The sequence below is a fragment of the Nocardia coffeae genome, assembly GCF_019890715.1.
GTDB classification, from domain to species: Bacteria; Actinomycetota; Actinomycetes; order Mycobacteriales; family Mycobacteriaceae; genus Nocardia; species Nocardia jiangxiensis.
This window is the reverse complement of the sequence record NZ_JAINZY010000017.1, coordinates 96,894-114,583: the sequence shown is the minus strand read 5'-3', so window position 1 is coordinate 114,583 and position 17,690 is coordinate 96,894. Positions and strand designations below refer to the sequence as shown.

General features: G+C 66.6%; 12 protein-coding genes. 1 reads left to right on the top strand and 11 read right to left on the bottom strand.

Annotation, left to right across the window (positions count from 1 at the left end; genetic code table 11):
* Positions 1-20: 20 nt before the first annotated feature.
* The 9 genes from K7711_RS40260 to K7711_RS40220 form a co-directional block, all read right to left on the bottom strand.
* Positions 21-911, bottom strand: a complete 891-nt coding sequence (locus K7711_RS40260; protein WP_222977012.1) for an ESX secretion-associated protein EspG — start codon at positions 909-911, stop codon at positions 21-23.
* 28 nt (positions 912-939) lie between these two features.
* A complete protein-coding gene (locus tag K7711_RS40255) occupies positions 940-1,254 on the bottom strand; it encodes a WXG100 family type VII secretion target (RefSeq protein WP_222977010.1) in 315 nt (104 codons plus the stop codon).
* Positions 1,255-1,305: 51 nt separating this feature from the next.
* The gene (locus K7711_RS40250; RefSeq protein ID WP_222977001.1) at positions 1,306-1,680 is read right to left on the bottom strand and encodes a hypothetical protein; all 375 of its coding nucleotides are present in this window, start codon (positions 1,678-1,680) and stop codon (positions 1,306-1,308) included.
* Positions 1,681-1,769: 89 nt separating this feature from the next.
* Positions 1,770-3,020: a PPE domain-containing protein gene (locus tag K7711_RS40245; protein ID WP_222976999.1), complete on the bottom strand. Its 1,251-nt coding sequence runs from the start codon at positions 3,018-3,020 to the stop codon at positions 1,770-1,772.
* Positions 3,021-3,055: 35 nt separating this feature from the next.
* Positions 3,056-3,370: a PE domain-containing protein gene (locus K7711_RS40240; RefSeq protein ID WP_222976996.1), complete on the bottom strand. Its 315-nt coding sequence runs from the start codon at positions 3,368-3,370 to the stop codon at positions 3,056-3,058.
* Positions 3,371-3,475: 105 nt separating this feature from the next.
* Positions 3,476-7,483, bottom strand: a complete 4,008-nt coding sequence (eccCa, locus tag K7711_RS40235; protein WP_222976994.1) for a type VII secretion protein EccCa — start codon at positions 7,481-7,483, stop codon at positions 3,476-3,478.
* A gap of 4 nt (positions 7,484-7,487) precedes the next feature.
* Positions 7,488-9,041 carry a type VII secretion protein EccB gene (eccB, locus tag K7711_RS40230; protein ID WP_222976992.1) on the bottom strand — a complete coding sequence of 518 codons (1,554 nt, stop codon included), beginning with the start codon at positions 9,039-9,041 and terminating at the stop codon, positions 7,488-7,490.
* Positions 9,042-9,045: 4 nt separating this feature from the next.
* Complete coding sequence (gene eccA / locus K7711_RS40225; RefSeq protein ID WP_222976990.1) at positions 9,046-10,806, bottom strand: type VII secretion AAA-ATPase EccA; 1,761 nt, start codon at positions 10,804-10,806, stop codon at positions 9,046-9,048.
* 393 nt (positions 10,807-11,199) lie between these two features.
* Complete coding sequence (locus tag K7711_RS40220) at positions 11,200-12,147, bottom strand: C40 family peptidase (protein ID WP_222976988.1); 948 nt, start codon at positions 12,145-12,147, stop codon at positions 11,200-11,202.
* A 202-nt stretch (positions 12,148-12,349) separates the two neighbouring features.
* Here K7711_RS40220 and K7711_RS40215 point away from each other — a divergent pair, with 202 nt between their 5' ends.
* A complete protein-coding gene (locus K7711_RS40215) occupies positions 12,350-13,573 on the top strand; it encodes a RodZ family helix-turn-helix domain-containing protein (RefSeq protein WP_222976986.1) in 1,224 nt (407 codons plus the stop codon).
* Between the two features lie 43 nt (positions 13,574-13,616).
* On the opposite strand, the gene K7711_RS40210 is transcribed toward K7711_RS40215, so the two are convergent.
* Positions 13,617-15,605, bottom strand: coding sequence for a hypothetical protein (locus tag K7711_RS40210; protein WP_222976984.1), 1,989 nt, complete (start codon positions 15,603-15,605; stop codon positions 13,617-13,619).
* Between the two features lie 101 nt (positions 15,606-15,706).
* Complete coding sequence (locus tag K7711_RS40205; RefSeq protein WP_268929680.1) at positions 15,707-17,605, bottom strand: type VII secretion target; 1,899 nt, start codon at positions 17,603-17,605, stop codon at positions 15,707-15,709.
* Positions 17,606-17,690: the final 85 nt, after the last annotated feature.

Below are 17,690 nucleotides of genomic sequence, written 5' to 3'. Positions count from 1 at the left end.
AAGAACCCAGCGGGAAGACCTCAGCCGGTTCTGCTGGTGTCGAACCAGCTACGGCCGGGCAATAACTCGACGAGAGCCCTGATTCCCGCTTGCAGGGCCGCGTCGTCACCTGGTGCGTAGTTCACCCAGACCTGCCCGTCCATCGCCACGCTCGGCGAGACGACGAACCGGCCGGACAGTGTGTCGAAGACGCTCATGCACGCCTCGGGCTCCGCGGTGCTGCCGTCGTGGTGCTCGAGCACCACCACTTCCGCTCGCCGCTGCACCTCGTCGAAGACCCTGCCGAGCACTCCGGCGGTGTGCGGTGTCGCACCCAGTTCCACCAGACCGCGACGTCGCTCGGATGGTTCGGACAGCACCTCGCCGAGTTGGTCGGACGGCGCGGTCACCGGCTCGAAACGCAGCGCCGTCCCGGGTCCGAGCGCGGCGGCCAGGGCAGCATTCACCGTGTCGAGTTGCCGGTCCGGCCGGAACACCGGCTGGATGACGACGTGATCATCGCAGCGGATCGCGAGTACGTGGGTTTCCCCGGCACGCACCAGTGAAAGACGCAGCATGTCCCCCGGCTCGCCGTCCGGCCCGATGTGCAGAATCCGGGCCACCAGCTCCACATCCGGCCGGTACAGGCACCGCAACCAGTGCTCGACCATGGGGTGCACGGTGCCGTCGTTGAGAATGCCCACCTCGGTGAGCTGCTCCGCGACAACCTCGTGCACCCTGTCCCGGTCCGCCAACCGAAAGATATTCGGCAGTAGCGCCAGGACCGGCGGATAGGAGTCGATACCGACCAGATGCTTCAACAGCAGGGCGGCATCGACGTTCAGGTCGACGGCGATCGGGTCCTCGTTCACTCCTTCGCTCGACGGGTGGCCCACGGCCGACTGCGGTGCAGCCGTTCCGTTATCGGACATCAGCATTCAGAATTCTCCGGCGACACCGTCAGATCTGGCCGAGTTGGAATGTCGCGCTGACGCCGTGATCGGTCTCGCGGATGTGTTCGACCGCCTGCTGCACCTTCTTGTTCAGATTCTGCAGACTGTTCTCGTAGTCGTTGATCAACTTCTGCAGATTCTGCAGCATCGTGTGAGCGGCATCGCCACCCTGACCTTTGAATCCATCCTGCAGCGCCGTCCACATCTTGCCGAGATCACCATTGGTGGTATTCATACCACCAACGATGCCCGACGTTTCGGCGGCGGCATGTTCGACCAGTCCGTAATTGGCACTGATCACACCGGTTTGCGCTCCGGACATATCTTTTCGATCCTTTCCAATCAGAATATCGGCACTATGATCGCGCAGCGATCAGAAATCGGTTTTCACCTTCGAGAACGACGTGTTGTCGGCGGTGAACTGACCACCGTCGTCGGCTCCCGCAGTGCCCTGACCGACCATATCGGCCGCATGCTGCGCGGCATCACTGAATTTGACGCCCGCCGTCCGCAGCGGCTCGATAATACCGTGCTCGAGATAATTGGCCAGTTTGTTGGCCGAGCTGATCGCGGACTGGATGGCAGCGTCCGTAGCAGCGCCGGTCTGCCCGCCCAGCGCCTGATTCCAGGTGCCCTGGTTCGCCTGCAGTTTACTGATGTGCCCCATCAGCTCACCGTGGCACGTCGCGGACTGCTTGACGCCGTTGATCAGATGGTCGGGTGTGGTGAGGGTAAGCGCCCCTGCCATTTCTTCATTCCTTTCGCGGATTTATTGTCAACCCCGGCTGAATCACCGCGGAAGCTTTTCTCGGTTCGGTGCAGGACATCGTCTGCCGGTTACTCGTTCGGACCGCTGTCGTCATCGGAGTATTCGATGACGCCAATGGTGGGAGCCGTCTCGAGCACGGGCACATCCTGCGGTTCGCCCGGCACGATCACCTTCGACACCGACTTTTCGTTCTCGTCGCGACGACGCCGCATCCGCGCCTCGGGCGCGCTCGCGCCGCGGGGTGCGACCGGCCGGCTCACCGGCGTCTCGGCCGCGTCGGCCGCGGTCGCTCCGAAGGCTCGCGCCCCTCCCGAACTCCAGTTGGCGGGCATGCGGTATCCGGTCGATGCCCCCGACAGCGATCCCAGCCCGCCACGCGTCATGCCGAGCGCGACCGTGCTGCCCACTCCGCCGTTCAGACCGGCGAGCGTGGGTGAGGACCGTGAAGTCCCGTACAGGCCCGAATGATTCGCCGGGCCGCCGTCATACCCGTTCGCGGCCGAATCGGTGCTGTACGCGCTCCCCGGGTCGACCTGGGACGTCGTGGACTGCGCGGTGTCGGCCGGGGACGACGGGGTGTTCGTGGGGTCCGTCGCCTCCGTGGTGCCGGTAGGCGTTTCCTGGGTGCCCACCGACGAATTGTCGACGGTGCCGCCGGAGGTGGACGAGGACCCGAGCGAAGTCGATGACAGGAGCGAGCGTGTGGCGAAATTCCCCGGGCCGGTGGAGGTCAGGTAGTCGACCGATGTCATGGTCGGCGTCACCGGACCGCCCACGCCGTTGACGACGGGCTGTCCGACCACGGGCGGTGGAAAGGCGGCCAGCGTCGGACCGAGCACGGCGCCGTAGTTGACCATGACGCCGACGGCGGCGCCGAGGATCGCGATGCTCTCGGTCTCCATCACCAACAACAGGGGTGCGGTCGGAATGCCGGACATGCCGGCTATCGCCAGTGCGGTCTGCCTGGCCTCGAATTCGATGAGCTCGGCCTGCACCACCAGCATCGCCTGACGTGCGACGTCGTACGCGAACTCGGCCTCGTTCAGCAGCAGGGAGGTCTGGTGGGCCACCTCGGCCTGCTGACGCAGCGTGGTCGCATTCGTCCGAAAGGCCGCCTGCGCGGTATCGGACGAGGGTCCGCGCCAGGTCTCGCCCATCTGGGTCATCGAGCCGTCGGTACCGGCCGCGGCCGCGTGCAACTGCGCCGCGATCGCCGCATACGCTTCGGCCGTGGCGCGAATCGATCCGGTTCCGGGCCCGATCAGCAACTGCCCGATAATCTCCTGCGCGGCAATCGCGAAGAAATCGAATGGCAGCATGACATCAGCTTTCGCACTAAGGGTTAATTACCGACTTATTCGGGAAATATCGACTGCGCGGCGACCGACGTGCCACCGAACAGATCGGTGACGACGTAGTCCACGGCGATGACCGGAAGTACCGCCGACGCCTCCGCGCCGCAACCGACCATCTCCAGCGCGCTGGGAAAGAAGGCCACCGCATGGGCAAAGGTCGCCGCCGGTATCAGTGCGCTCACCACATCGCAGCCCGGAGGCGCCGCGACGGAGATCGGCGCACCCGCCGCGATGGTTTGTACGGCGCTGGACTGAACGGCACCGAGTTGCCCACTGATGACCGGGAGATGTTCCGGAGTGACCTCGAGAGACATGGAATTCTCCTAACAACGGCTGTCGACTCGGGAAGAGTCGTACAGCAAGAACGCTAAGGCATTCCCAACCTTGGGGACATCTCGCAAAGTGCTCCGACCTGCGGTTTAACCCTCCTGCGGCGACCAGGCGGCCTGGACGAGATCCTTTCGCGACAGCAGCGGTTCGACCAGGATTCCGCGCCCCACGGGCTGCTTGCTCGGCTTCACATCGCCGATCAGCACACCGTCCAACCGCGACCCGTCCATGACCAGGCCCGAGCAGTTGAGGTTCTTCATCTGCCCCATCACGTTGTCGTACAACGCCATGTCGGCCTGCGCGATATTGCGTGCGGTGATCACGTGCAGCCCGGTGTCGCGGCCGTCGACGATGATGTCCTTCAACGGATCGAGCGGATTGAGCTGCCCGCGCTGCGCCACCATGTGGTAGTCGTCGATGACGACGAAGATCTCCGGACCGGTCCACCATGAGCGCTCCTTGAGCTGCTGGGTGGTGACATCGTCGGGTGGTCGGCGGGTGCGCATCTTCGCGGCGAACGGGGGCAACCCGTCGATCAGATCGCGCTCACTGGTCAGATAGCCGATCAACTGCTCCTCCGGAACCGCGTCCATATGCCGGCGGCGATAGTCGATCAGCAGCACTCGCGCCTGGTCCGGCGTGAACTGTCGCGTGATGGATTCCAGGAAGGCGCCCACTACGGTCGACTTTCCGGAGCTCGGCGAGCCGACCACGATGAAGTGGGGTGAGACGCCGAAATCGACGGTGGCGGGGCTCAGATCGGACTCCCGCAGACCGAACGGGACGACCAGGCGCTGCGCCAGAGTGGTCGGTGCCGGCCGGCCGGCCCGGATTTCGTCCAGGCCGATCGCCGTCGGCAGCAGCTTGACCTCCGGAGCCCTGCGCCCCTGGTACTGCTCGTTCAGATGACCGATCGCGGCGGTCAGCCCGGCCGCCGCGGATTCGGCATCGCCCACCCCATCGATACGCGGCAGGGCGGTCATCATGTGCAGCGCCTCGCTGGAGATGCACCGCCCGGGCCGATCCGGCGGAATGGCCGCGACGACCGCCCGATGCGTACCGAACACGGTGTCGGTCAGATCGCCGAGTCGCATTTCCAGCCGCGTCTGCAGCAGATCCTTGACCGCCGGGCGGATCGCCGCCCACCGCGAACTGCTGATCAGCAGGTGGATGCCATAGTTGAGGCCCTGCAGCGCGAGAAACTCCATGACGGGCTGGTATTCCTCGTAATACGGCCCGTTGGGCGAGAACCCGATGTCCCACCCATCGATGGCGAAGAAGACGTCACCGTGGATGTCGCCGCGCGCGGTGAGTTCGGCCGACTCGCGCGGTACGCTGCGCCGCCGCCGGAATTCCCGCATGGAGTCGATGCCGAGATCGGAGAACAATGTCTGCCGGCTCGCCAGGAGGTTGGTGATCAGCGCGAATGTCCGCCGGATCCGGTCACCTTCGCGGGCGGCGGCGACCACGCCGACATGGGGCAGGTTGCGCAGACCCGACAGACCACCGGCGAAATCGAGACAGTAGAACTGCACCTGTTCCGGAGTGTGCGTCAGCGCGGCGGACAGGATGAGAGTCTGCATCGCCGTCGACTTGCCCGACTGCGGGCCCCCCACGATGGCCGCATGTCCTCCCGCCGCGGACAGATCCACCGACCAGACGTCCTGACGCTGTTGCCGCGGACGGTCCATGACCGCCACCGGTATCCGCAGCGACCCCGTCGGCACTCCGGCGACGAGCCGTTCCAGCGTCGGGGGAACGCCCAGCGGGGGGAGCCACATCTTGTGCGCCGGTCGGCCGTTGCCGGCCAGCTGCTGCAACACCGTCTCCATGACCGTCACCGGCTCGACATCGGGAGTATCCGGAATGACCGGTTCGGGGCGGGCGACCGGCTCCGGCCGCGCATTCGCGATGTATGCGGCGGTGAATCGCTGCGGTGGCCGGTATCCGCCGCCGACCCGGCGGGCGCGCTGTGCGCTCGCCGCGGAGGCCTGGGCCGGAGCGGTGTAGGTATCGCCGACGTAGGCGGCCTGGAATCGCTGCAGATCACCCGAACCGGCACGCAGATAACCCGAGCCCGGTTTCTTGGGCAGGTGGTAGGCATCGGCGGTGCCGATCGCGTCGCGGGAATCGCTGGTCTGGTTGGTGCGCAAGGCAACCCGGTAGGACAGGTGGGCCTCGAGCTCCCCCATCCGGTTGGCGGGCACCTTCTGCGAGGACAGCAGCAGGTGGATGCGCAGGGACCGGCCGAGTCGACCGATGGCGACGAACAGTTTCGAGAAGGAGGGATGCTGCTCGAGCAGTTCGGCGAACTCGTCGAGGATGATCAGCAAGGTGGGCAGCGGCGCCAGCTGTGCGCCCTGTTCGCGGGCGCGCTCGTAGTCCGCGACGCTCGCGAAGTTGCCCGCGTCACGCAGAACCCGTTGTCGGCGGGCCATTTCGCCGTTGATCACGTCTTCCATGCGGGTGACGAGATCGGCCTCCTCCTCCATGTTGGTGACCACGGCGGTGACGTGGTGCAACCGGTCGAAGCCGAGGAATGTCGCGCCGCCCTTGAAGTCGACCAGCAGCAGGTTCAGGACATCCGGCGAATGTGTGGCCACCGCCGAAAGCACCAGTGTCCGAAGGAATTCCGATTTGCCCGAGCCGGTGGCGCCGATGCACATACCGTGCGGGCCCATGCCCTCCTCGGCCGATTCCTTGATGTCGAGGTACACGACCTGGCCCGTGGGATCGTGGCCGAAGGGGATGGTCAGGCGCGCCCGATCGCTGTCGCGGCGGCGGGGCCACTGTCGTTCGGTCCGGATGCTGCCGGGATCCGGGATGCCGACCAGGTCCTCCCACGAGGTGCCGCCGCTGGCCTGCTCGGCGGCCACCGCCTCCACCACCGTCGAGAGGCGATACGGGGAGATGCTGCGCGCGAGAGCGGTCATCCCGGTCACCGACATCGTGTCGGCCATACCGACTCGGCGCAGGCCCCGGGAAGTCACCTCGTGCAGGCGGTGCTCCTCGGTCACCTCGAACGCCAGCGCCCGCGGCAGACTCTGCTCCACCGCGCCCAGCCGGATCCAGGTGCATCCATCGATGCCCGAGATATCCCGCTCGGTGACCGGTCCAGCCACGTCGACGAGTAGCAGAAAGTGGGTGCGGTCCAGGGTGGGCTGCGTATTCGCCGAGAACGGTCCCCGGTTGAGTCCGGCCAGCACCTTCGAACGCAGCTCGGCCACGCTTCGGTAGACCATGCGACTCGACCCGATCGCGTCGGTGTCGGTGGGATGCTGGGTATGCGGCAGCCATTTCAGCCACGCCCACTCCGGCGCGTCGGGATTCGACAGTACGGCGGCGATCGCCACCTGATCGGGACCGTGCAGCACCGCGACCTCGGCGATGATGGCCCGCACCAGCCCGGCCGAGGCTTCCGCATCCCCGTCGAAGCCGACCTGCGGGGCCGACAGCAGGTTGATCGCGACGGGCATCCCGCCCACCGTCGAATACGCCTTCGCGAACCGGGTCACCTCGACCACGCCGACCGGATCCAGGTCGGAGGTGGGCGCGGCCTCCGGCACGATCACCCGCACCTGGTTGGCGATCCGGCCTCGGCCCACCCGCACCCGCAGGAACTGCGGGCTCGCGACCTGTACCTCCCACATCCGGGTGCCGCCGACCAGTCTCGCGACCTCGGCGGGACCGGGATGGGTGTGACGCAGGAACGTGTACAGCTCCGCTTCCGCCGCGTGCACCGTCTTGCGGTTGTCCGCGATCGACCGCAGATAGTCCTTGCGCTCCTCGTTGAGTCCGGCGGCACCCGCCGGGCCGTTGCCGCCGAGCGCGCCGCCCATCATCCCGAACGTCGACACCAACATCATCGCCGGGAACATCAGCATCGTCGGTGACATGCTCCCGCCGCTGCGGAACATCATCACCATCATCCCGCCCATCCCGGCCATCATCACGACGGGCATGATCATGCGCAGCCGCGACGGCGGTACCGGTCTGGGGAGTTCGGTCGGGGGCTGCAGCCGCAGTTCGGTGACCGCGGGCGCCTTGGGCCCGCGCACCGCACGGGCCGGCCGCACGAATCGACGAGTGGCGGTCATGGCGTCAGCTTCCTGCCTGGGTCGGGAGCCCGATGGCGGCCTTGTCGGCCGCGACGCCATCATGCTCGATACGCGCATCTCGTTGGGACAGAGCGGGACCCACCGCGAACAGCGACACGATGCTCCACGGCGCGGGCACCGGGGAGCGGAGCCCGAGCGAGGCCAGGGTCTGATCACTGTTACTGCCGGCCGGGACGTCGAGTCCGTAGCGAACTCCGCTGTCGGAGATCCAGAACAGGGCCTCGTGCAGTGGCGATCCCGGATCCGTTCCGGTCACTTGCACGAACCGCCCGACGGTCGCGTTCACGAACGCCGCGTCGGCGGTGCCGCCGTGCGAGACCGGTCCGGTCACCAGATCGACCGCTCGGCTTTGTTCGTCCGGCCGCAACGGCAACTGCCGACCGGTGATCAGCTCGGTCACCGCATTCGGATCGCCGTTGCCCCGCGACCAGTGGTAGCAGGTCACCGTGGACCGCGGATCCACGATTTCGACCGGCCGAGCCGGAAAAGTGTCGGTGCCCGGCCAGGCGCCCGGCCGGAGATTCGCCGCGACGACGTCGGGTCCGACGGACATCGTCGTCACGGTGCCGTGCGAGTCGGCATTGCGGATCATGGCCGCCAGCACCGCGCTGACCTGCACCAACCCGGACTGCGACGCCAGATAGTAGGACGCACCGCGGTCCGGTGTGGACATCGTCAGCACCGACCCGACCGGAATGGTCAGCCCCGAGGTGAGCGTGGCCACGGTACCGGCGCCGGGCACCTCGGGCACCCGCAGCGGCGGCACCTCGGCGATCGCGTCGATCAGGCCCGAGGACGCGGCGATCACCGGCGTGGTCGGATCGATCCCCAGGGCCAGGGTCACCGCCGAATCGGCGAGGTCGATCGCCGCGCGGACGACCCCCTTCTCCCCGTCGTTGTAGACCAGCCAGGTGGTGGCGCCGTTGCGCAGAACGCGGGCCTGACGGCTGCCGAGGGTGCGCGCGGTGTCACCGTCGACGGTGAGCGCACCGGCGATCGCGGTGGTTTCCATGGGAGACCATGCGGTGGAGGGCAACCCGGTGGACGGATCGATCGGCGCGGCGGCGCCGATCCGCGCGGTATCGCACACCGCCCAGGACGAATCCCGGTTGCCGTCGTCGACGATGGAGCCGGGCGCTCCCGGAATCCCCACCCACGGCCCCCGCGGATATTTCGTGATCTCGTCCTGCGACACCGGAGTCGGGTTCTCCGCCGCACCGGTGATCAAGCGGGCCGAGGTCAGATTCAGTGCGGGATACAGCCGCCCGCCGAGCCGGACGTACAGTGCGCCGGAATCCTTGTCGGAGACGATATTCGCATTGGCGACCTGCTTGGCCGGTTTGAAGAACGCCATGACCGCCGCGCCCGCGATGAGCACACACGCCAGCGCGATGCCGATCGACAACGCCGTGGAACGACCGCGTTGCGGGTCGTCGACCATGGAGGCGTCGCGGCGCACCAGCGCGTGCTCGATGCGATGCAGCAGGAACCGCCACCCCGATATCTGGTGTTTGGTCACCACCCGGAAGCGCGCCACCGCGTCAGCTCGTCGTGGTAGGCGCCAAACCCGCCAGTGCGGCGGTGATATCGGATGCGGCGACGGTCATCAACTCCTCGTCGCTCATCGCCGCGACGTTCACGTTGTCCTTGGTGAAGCGGTAGTCACGCTCGGCCTCGGCGGACTCGACCACATTGCGGACGAACCGGCCGTTACCCACCAGGTCGATCAGGCGCCGACCGTTCTTGGACTGTTCGGCCAGTTCGGTGCAGCGCTCGCGCAGCACCTCGCGCGCCTGCTCGGACAGCAGCGAATCCTTCTTGCGCGCAATCACATCGGCGATCTGCACCAGTTCGTCGGCGCCGTAGCTGGCGAACCGGATCCGCTTGGTGAACCGGGAGGCGAGCCCGTCGTTGGAGGACAGGAATCGGTCGATCTGGTCCTCGTACCCGGCGATGACCACGACCAGTTTGTCGCGGTCGTTCTCCATCCGGGCCAGCAGGGTGTCCACGGCCTCCTTGCCGAAGGCGTCACCGCCGGACAGGCCCTCCTGGATCAAGGTGTATGCCTCGTCGATGAACAGCACTCCGCCCAGCGCCGAGTCGATCAGCGCGTTGGTCTTGGGCGCGGTGTGGCCGAGGTGGGTGCCCACCATGTCGTTGCGGGAAACCTCGATCACCTCGGAGTTCTCCACGACGCCCAGGCCCGCGAAGATCTTCGCGATCACGCGGGCGATGGTGGTCTTACCGGTGCCGGGTGGACCCGAGAAGATCAGGTGCTGCGACTTGGATTCCACGGCCAGGCCGCGCTTGGCGCGGACCTGATCCATCAGGACGCCGGATTTGAGCCGGTCGACCTGCTCCTTCACCGAGTCCATGCCGATCTGGGCCTCCAGCATCTCGGAAGCCTCGGTCAGCAGGGATTCGCGTTCTTCGCGGGCCGCCGAGGCAGCGGCCTCGCGGGGATCCTCCCCCGAGGTCGGATCCCAGAGGTCCGTGCGTGATGCGAGCAGATCCGGCGTGGTGACCTCGAGCTTGTAGGTCTTGTCGCGAACCGCGCGCTGCCACTCCTCGCGTTCGGACCACAGGCCCGATCCCTGCAGTCCCTTGAGGATCTGGTCCGCGGTTTCGTGATCACCGTTGTGCCGGTGCAACATTCCGAGCAGGTAGTGCGCGTCCGCCCAGATGTAGGACAGGTTGCCCGAGGCGCTGTCCTCGACGATGCGCTGTGCCCGTGGCATCGCCTCGCCGAACCGTCCCAGGTGCGCGAGCGAGCGGGTGGCCATCAGTTCGGCCCCGATGTCCAGCAGCCCGTCCTCGAGAATCGGTTTGGCCTTGCGGGCGTTGATCACGTCGAGCCAGCGGTTCGTCCGGAAGTACAGCGACATCCGGACGAAGTCGGATACGTCGTCGCTGGGCACCTGATCGAGAATCGCGGTGGCCTCCTGCCACTCACCGCCCTCGGCGTAGGAGCACGCCTGCGCGATCGCGATCTGATCGCGGTCGGCCATCGCGACGCGCAATCCGTAGATCCCGATCTCGACCTGGCACCACAGCGCCCGATCGACCAGGCCCGCGCGCTGCTGATCCCGGTAGAGATTGTGGGCGGATCGGTAAGCCCCGTAGATCACCTCGGAGGTGACCTCGCCGGCCATGGCGCGGCCCAGCCAGGCATCGCACATGTCCGGATCCAGATCGGTGGCGGCTCGAAACGCCGCCAACGCATGCTGTTCGTTGCGTATCCCCCCGGCGACCAATCCCAACGATTGGACACCCGTGTAGAACGCGTCCTCGGCCGCAGACACCTGGATCTCCCTTTCGCCGCTCTCGCCTGCCCGAACCATAGACACTCCGAGCCGGGAGCCGACGCGCCGTAGTTCCCATTCATGGGAAGCTCCGTCGCGCAGGCGCCCCAGCCCGCAGTTCGACTTATTTATCGGCTCACTATTGATCGTGCCGTCGTTTAGCGGTATATTAGTTCACGGGTCGACAGTCCCTCATCCTGGAGGCCCGAACTCGGGACGGTGCCCGGTGGTCGCAACCCGGCCGCCGGGCACCACGCAGGGAGTTCCGCTCCTGCAACGAGTCGTCGTTCCCCTCATCCGACGACTCGCCCACCGCGGCGGTCGGTGACGTCCGGACAACTCACCGACCGCCGCAGCAGGCCACCGTCGTCTCGGATCGCACCGGCCTGCGGATCACATCACTCGCACGATGACGGCCCGACTCGGCATCGGCGACACTTTGACCGTCGAACCCGAATACGGCGCCTCGATGACCATGCCGTTACCGGCCGCCAACTGGACGTGTTCCGGTCCTCGTGCACTGAACGAACTCGCGGGAAACACCAGATCCCCCGGCCGCACATCGTGCGGTGACACCCGCACGCCGCTGTAGATCTGCTCGTAGGTGGTTCGAGGCAGTACGACCCTGCCGTCGGTGGCCTGGGCGATCGCGTACTGGGTCAGACCGGAGCAATCGAAGCCACCGCCGCTGGGCCCACCGGCGCCGCCACCGCCCCAGATGTACGGCGTACCGAGCCAACCACTGGCGGCGCTGACCGCCTTGCCGCCGGCGGTTCCGTCCGAGGGCACCGGGCGGCGCGGCCGATATATCGACCGACCGGACGAGCGCACCCGCGATCGGCGACGACGGCGGTTCGGCAAACTGGCACGACTCGAGACAGCCCGCGGAATCGCGGGCGGACCGATCTGTGCCGCGTGGCGGCGCGCGGCGGCGATATCCGCATCGACCTGCCTGGTGGCATCGGTGATGGTGGCGTGGGCGGCATCGAGCAGCGCCGACCCGCTGAAACGCATATCCCGGAACGCGGCGACCGCCTGGACGCGGGCCCGCAGATCGGCGATTTGATTTGTCAGCTGATTGCGGCCGTTGAGCGTGCCCTCACCCGAGGCGGACACGGTCTTGCCGACCGCCGAATCCTTCCCGGCATGCGTCTCGGCGACCGACAATTGCATGCTGTGGGTATCGGAATAATTGTTCACCACGGCACCGGCGTGACCGGTGAGACCGGGCACGATCGCCGCGATGGCGGCCGGAGAATTTCCCGCGGGTTGGCCGGTACCGTAAAGCTTCAGCAGCGAACGTAATACCCCGTCCACATTGTCTGTCAATTGTGGCGACATTCGACCGACTCCCCAGCGCTCATCCTCGACCGCCTCTCGAATCGGGACGCCATTCGCGAACCCACCGGTGTTTCCCCGCTTCTTCGTCCCGGGGTTGCGGACGACTATGCGGCAAGTCCGTCCGCGAAGCGAAACCACTCCGCTTCCCAATCCGGGGAAGGCCGGACAATGAGAGGGATCTGGAGGGAGGCGGTGCGACAGCATGGCCAACGGAGCAGAGGCAGACGCCGGAAGCGAAGCGGTCGCGCCATTCCTCGATGTGCAGCAGACGCTTGCCGATACGAGCGCCGCAAGCCTCGCCGCGCAGCAGCCGGTGGTGGATACGAGTGCCACCACCCTCGAACAGCCGGTCGCGGATACGAGTGCCACGACCCTCGACGCGCCAGAGCCGACTGCCGATACCAGCGCCACGAGCCAGTCGACCGCGTGCCCACCCACCGGTACCGTCCAGCACTATTGGACGGTACCGCCGCTGACCGTTCCCCCCGGCGCCTCTACCGCGTTGAAAGCCTTCATCCGGATGGCGCACGACGCGATTCAGACCGCTGTGGATCTGCTCGGCAGGAATATGCCGGAGCTACCGCCCTCGGTGGACGATCTGCTGCAACCCGTGGTGTACACCGACCTCGGAAAGGGCGAGGGCACGGCCGCCTATCAGCAAGCCCTGACCAAAGTGCAGACCGCCCAGACATCGCTGGCGGGGTTCGACCATCAGGTCGCGGAGACGACGCTCAGAGTCGCGGACGGGCACAGCGAGACCCTGAACGCCATCAAGGACATCGTCGAGAAACTCGATACGGCGCTCGGATCTGTTCCCGCGTCCTTGTTGAAGGGCCACGAACCCACCGTGATGAAGTACATCGGCAGTGGTGTGGAGGCGGTCTACAACAAGGTCGAGGCGGTCTACAACTACAACCAGAACCTCGCCGGCGGCTCCGGGAGCGGCTCGGGGAGCGGCAGTTCCTCGGGCAGCGGCTCCTCGAACGGCAGTTCCTCGGGAACCAGCTCGTCATCGGGCACCTCGTCGGGCAGTGACGGACTGGGAAGCCTGCTCTCGGCGATAGCGCCGATCGCCATGATGATCCCGATGGGTCTGATGACCCTGGCGCCGACGGTCATGCAGATGCTGCAGCAGAACGACCCGAACAAGAATCCGAACGGCCAGAACGGTCCTGATCAGCAGCATCCCGGCCAGCAGAATCCGGCCGCGCCCAACAACACCGCGCCCAACAACACCGCGCCCGGTCCCAACGCCCCCGCGGCCAACGGTGCGCCACAGAACATTCCCGCCGCACCGCAGCAGAACGGCCCCACCGCCGCACCACAGCAGAACACTCCCGCACCGGCGACCCCGGCGCCCGGCAATGCCAACCCGCCGACCCTGCAAACCGCGGCGCCGAGTCCGGGTCCCCAAAGCCAGGCGTAACCCGCTCGCGGACAACCGCATTCGCATCACCCACGGCTTCGGATCAGGCCGCGCTCTGCGGGTTCCTGCCTCCGGACGACGGATTCTGCGACCCGCCCGGTTCCATGGCCTGCACGGTCGGCGGTTCGGCAGCGGCAGCGGACTGATCGGAATCACCGGGGACGCCACCGGGATGGAAGTACCCCAGGAAGTCGCCGTACTGTCCCTTCCCGCCGGGCGGAAAGTTCGGGTCGCCGAGCGGGACGGGTTTGCCGTCGATGATGGCGTGCAGCCCGGCATCGTCCTTGACGATCAAAGCGCTGCGATGCTGCCACTGGACGACGTCGCCGGTACTCAGATTCGAACGGTCGACGGCGGTACCCGGCGAATGCCCACCGGTGCCGGTATACGCACCCCACGCATCGCTGCCGTTCGGATTCTGCGCCGCGTTGTGCAACGCCTGAGCCACCATCGACGGCACCTTGACCTGGCCGATGCCGTTCATCTTCAGATCCACCATGGCATTCGGGTCGGTCGCGGGAGGCGGGGTGTTCGCGGCAGCCGCGGACACCGTACTGGCGATCGGATCGGCCGCACTTTGCGAATTCGAATGCGCCACAGCCGGAATGGCCGCATCCAGGGCGCTCTGCGCACCGGCGGCGTGATTATTGCCGATGTTGTTCAGCATCTGCTGGGGATGCATGAACGAATTGAGCGAGGAACTCAGCGTCGGCAGCGTCGCCAGCATGGGAGCGATCGCGCTGACCAACGAGCTCAACACATTGTTCGAGCTGCTACCGGAATTACTGCTCGATTGGGTACTGGACTGATCTGTCTGGCCGGAATCCGAATTGATGTCGGCTCCGGTGTCATCTGTTGCGGTGTCGCCGGTCTGGGTCTCGTCGGAGGCGGTGTCGTCCGAGCTGCCGTCACTGAAATCATTCGGGTTGAAGATCTTGCTCAGCGGATCGGTATTTCCGCTGCCGCTGCCGCTGCCACTGCCACTTCCACTGCCGGTTCCGGTCCCATTGCCATTGCCGCTGCCGGTCCCGTCCCCCGTGCCGGTACCGTCACCTTTACCGGTGACCTGGTGCGAGCCGTCCTTCTGTTTCGGGGAATTCTTCTTGATGTGGTCATGCAGATCCTGCATGTGCTGGTTCACGGCATCGACCTTGCCCTGGACCTTGTCGATCAGGTCGTATATATCGCCGATGAGCTCGTTTTCCAGATTGCCCGGTATCTTGTTATCGGACGGATTGGCGCTGGTGCGCGGTCCGGTGGCAGTAGCCGAAGTTATCGCGATCGCGGCAGCCTTGAGTTTTTCTCGGACGCCGCTGACCTTGTTGCCGATGTAGGTCAGACCATCGGTCACATAGTCGGGCGCCTTCTCGGTTTTACCGTCGGTATCACCGTCCAGGCTGTTGAGCCATTTCTTGATCGAGCTGATATCGGTCATCTTGTCGGCATATTTGTCCAGCGCGACCGAATGATCGTCCGAATCTATCAGCTTGTCGTCGATCAACTTGTTCAGAATATCCGGCCGCTTCGACGGATCGTTCAATTGCAGCGGGCGGGCCAGCGTATTCACCGCCGTCTCCCCCATGGAGATCGTCGCTTTCAACGTATCCGATTCACCGAGCGGATAATACAGGGGATATTTGTACTCGGACTTCGGCGGGTTGTAGTAGGACTTCCCGGTCGGCTTGCCCTTCGCCGTCTCGACCAGCGATCCATCCTTCTGCAATTGGATGCCCGCATCGACGTCGCACAAGGGCGAGTTCAGGCCCTTGACGGTCCCGATCTGTTTTCCATCCTTGAAGACCACCGCCTGGCCGCTGGAGTTCACACCCAGGTGCGTGCCGTCGACATTGGTCCCGCCGGGGAGCGTGGTACTCCAGGTCTGCACGACACCGGTGTTGTCGTTGGAGAGAATCAGCTGACCGTTGGGCTCCCAGGTCAGGGTGTTGTCGCCACTTTTCAGCGACTGTCCGGGAGCCAGGTACTGGTTGGGACCGATCGTGTCCTTCCCGTCGACCGATGTCGGATCACCCATCGCTCCCGCAACTCCTTTCCGCCATCGACCTCACCATCGTCCTGTCCCGAAGCCGCGGAGCCTTCGCGGCGACCCGGATCGCGCAGGTCGCCGCATTCGCCTCACCCTTCCGAAGCGCCCGGTCGCACCACGGGCGGTGCGATGGTCGGCGGTGCGGTGGTGGGCGCCACGACGCCCGGCGGCGGACCGGCGGTGACCGGCGGGGCCACGACCTGACCGGGACTGGCCACCGGACGCCCGACCCGCTCGGATTCGGCCGCGGCCACCGCGGGCGGAACCTCCACGAACCGTGGATGCTTCACGATCTGGTCGTGCGCATACACCGCGTCCCGCAACTGCTGCTGCGTCGGCTCTCCGGCCAGCAGCGATACCAGTTCGTTGCACCGGCGCTCGAACACGATCGCCCGCAGCGCCGCGACCTCGTCGTCCACGCGCAGATCTCCGGGTTCGACGCGGCTGACGTCGACTCGGCGCGGCAGCATCGCGGCCGACAGCAGATCGTCGGCGTCCCGCAACTCGGACCACCACGACGCCGGGATCTCACGCCGCGCCTGCAGTGCGTCGAGAATTCGCTGGCGCACTCCTCTCGAACCCCTGGCGTCGGCGGGGAGCGCTGCGCCCGCACCCACCTTCTCCTGGGCGTCGAGCGCCAACTCCAGGCAGCGCTGGGCCAATTGCGAATCCGGCACGGCCGCAGCCTGTTCCAGCGCCTCCTTGGATCCGGCGAGGGCGAGCCGGTCGGCGGTGTCCGGGGTGAACACGCGTAGATCGACGTCGTAGGCCGGGCTGACCATATCCGCCATCGCGGCGTTGTCGAACCGTGTGCGCAAACCCGAGTCGATGGGTCCCGACGACGCCAGCGCCGTCAGCCCGGCACCGGCCTTCGCACCCCAGGCGAGGCCGAACTCCGCCAGTACCCGCGCCGGGTCCGAGATGCCCTCCCACGGCGACCCGAGGTCATCGGAATCGGCGGCCAGGAACTCGTCCCACATCCACGGCGTGGACACCTCGTGCGGCAGGAACAACCCGGCAGGGAACCAGCCGCGGCCCTCGTTGGAGGTGATGAAAACGCCTGCGCCGCTGGGACTCCGCATCACCGCGACCGCCCAGTGCAGGCCCAGCACCGACGAATCCACTGCGGCCAGCACCGCGCCGAGCAGCGCCTTCGCGACCACCAGATCGTTGTCGACCTGTTCGCCCACCACATACGCCGGCGCCGCATCGCGTTCCTTCGCCGCGGCAACGGCCGCCGCGAACGGCGTCAGCATGGCGGCCATTCCCGATGCGTCACCGTCACCGGACGACGGCGGCTGCGGCGCCCCGCGACCGTCGCCGGGCGCGAAGACGGACCCGCCCGCGAGCGGCGAGCCCGCCGCCGCGGTCGGCATGAGGTCTCCCGGCGTCGGGGAAACCGGTCCGGTGGGACCGGTGGGGCCGAACTGGCCACCGCCGCCGTCGACCGGAGCGCCTCCCAGGGTCGTCCCCGGCGAGGTGCCGACCCCGGTGGGCGAATCGGTGGAGGTCGGGCCACCCGTGCCGTTGACCGCCGGGGTCGTGTCGTGCGTCCCCCCGACCGGGGCATGGGTGCCCGGGGTAGCTCCCGGACCGGTGTACGGCGCGCTCGTCACGGGATCCGAACCGGGGCCGGGGTAGGTCCCGTGGCCGCTTCCGGCCGGAAGGTCCTGGCCGCCACCGGCATTGCGAATGTGGTTGACGCCGTCGTGTTCGGCGTTCTCGTAGGCGCGGGCAGCTTCCTCCAGTTGCTTCGCGGTCTCGTAGTGCTGCCCGGCCAAGTGGTTCCCGGCATTCTCCCGGGCCTGGTAGTAGTCCTTCAACGCGACGTGCACCGGGTGGGCGATGACGCCGTAACTCTGCGGGAAGTTCTCGAGCCATTCGGTGGGCTGTTTGGCCCACTCCCCGATCTGCGCACCGACCAGTCTGTGTTGCTCCGCCAACCAGAGCAACGTAGCCAAATCGACTTGGATGCTGTTTTCCGGCATGCTCGACAAGTCCTTCCCACCGCTATTGCGCTTATTGTCGATCGTCCCCATCTCTGGGAACAGCGCCTCGGTTCGAGCCACCTGC

Bases quoted from the DNA above. Each gene is read 5' to 3' on its own strand.
- K7711_RS40260 (WP_222977012.1), bottom strand. From the start codon at position 911: ATGTCCGATAACGGAACGGCTGCACCGCAGTCGGCCGTGGGCCACCCG.
- K7711_RS40255 (WP_222977010.1), bottom strand. From the start codon at position 1,254: ATGTCCGGAGCGCAAACCGGTGTGATCAGTGCCAATTACGGACTGGTC.
- K7711_RS40250 (WP_222977001.1), bottom strand. From the start codon at position 1,680: ATGGCAGGGGCGCTTACCCTCACCACACCCGACCATCTGATCAACGGC.
- K7711_RS40245 (WP_222976999.1), bottom strand. From the start codon at position 3,020: ATGCTGCCATTCGATTTCTTCGCGATTGCCGCGCAGGAGATTATCGGG.
- K7711_RS40240 (WP_222976996.1), bottom strand. From the start codon at position 3,370: ATGTCTCTCGAGGTCACTCCGGAACATCTCCCGGTCATCAGTGGGCAA.
- eccCa (WP_222976994.1), bottom strand. From the start codon at position 7,483: ATGACCGCCACTCGTCGATTCGTGCGGCCGGCCCGTGCGGTGCGCGGG.
- K7711_RS40220 (WP_222976988.1), bottom strand. From the start codon at position 12,147: ATGTCGCCACAATTGACAGACAATGTGGACGGGGTATTACGTTCGCTG.
- K7711_RS40215 (WP_222976986.1), top strand. From the start codon at position 12,350: ATGGCCAACGGAGCAGAGGCAGACGCCGGAAGCGAAGCGGTCGCGCCA.
- K7711_RS40210 (WP_222976984.1), bottom strand. From the start codon at position 15,605: ATGGGTGATCCGACATCGGTCGACGGGAAGGACACGATCGGTCCCAAC.
- K7711_RS40205 (WP_268929680.1), bottom strand. From the start codon at position 17,605: ATGCCGGAAAACAGCATCCAAGTCGATTTGGCTACGTTGCTCTGGTTG.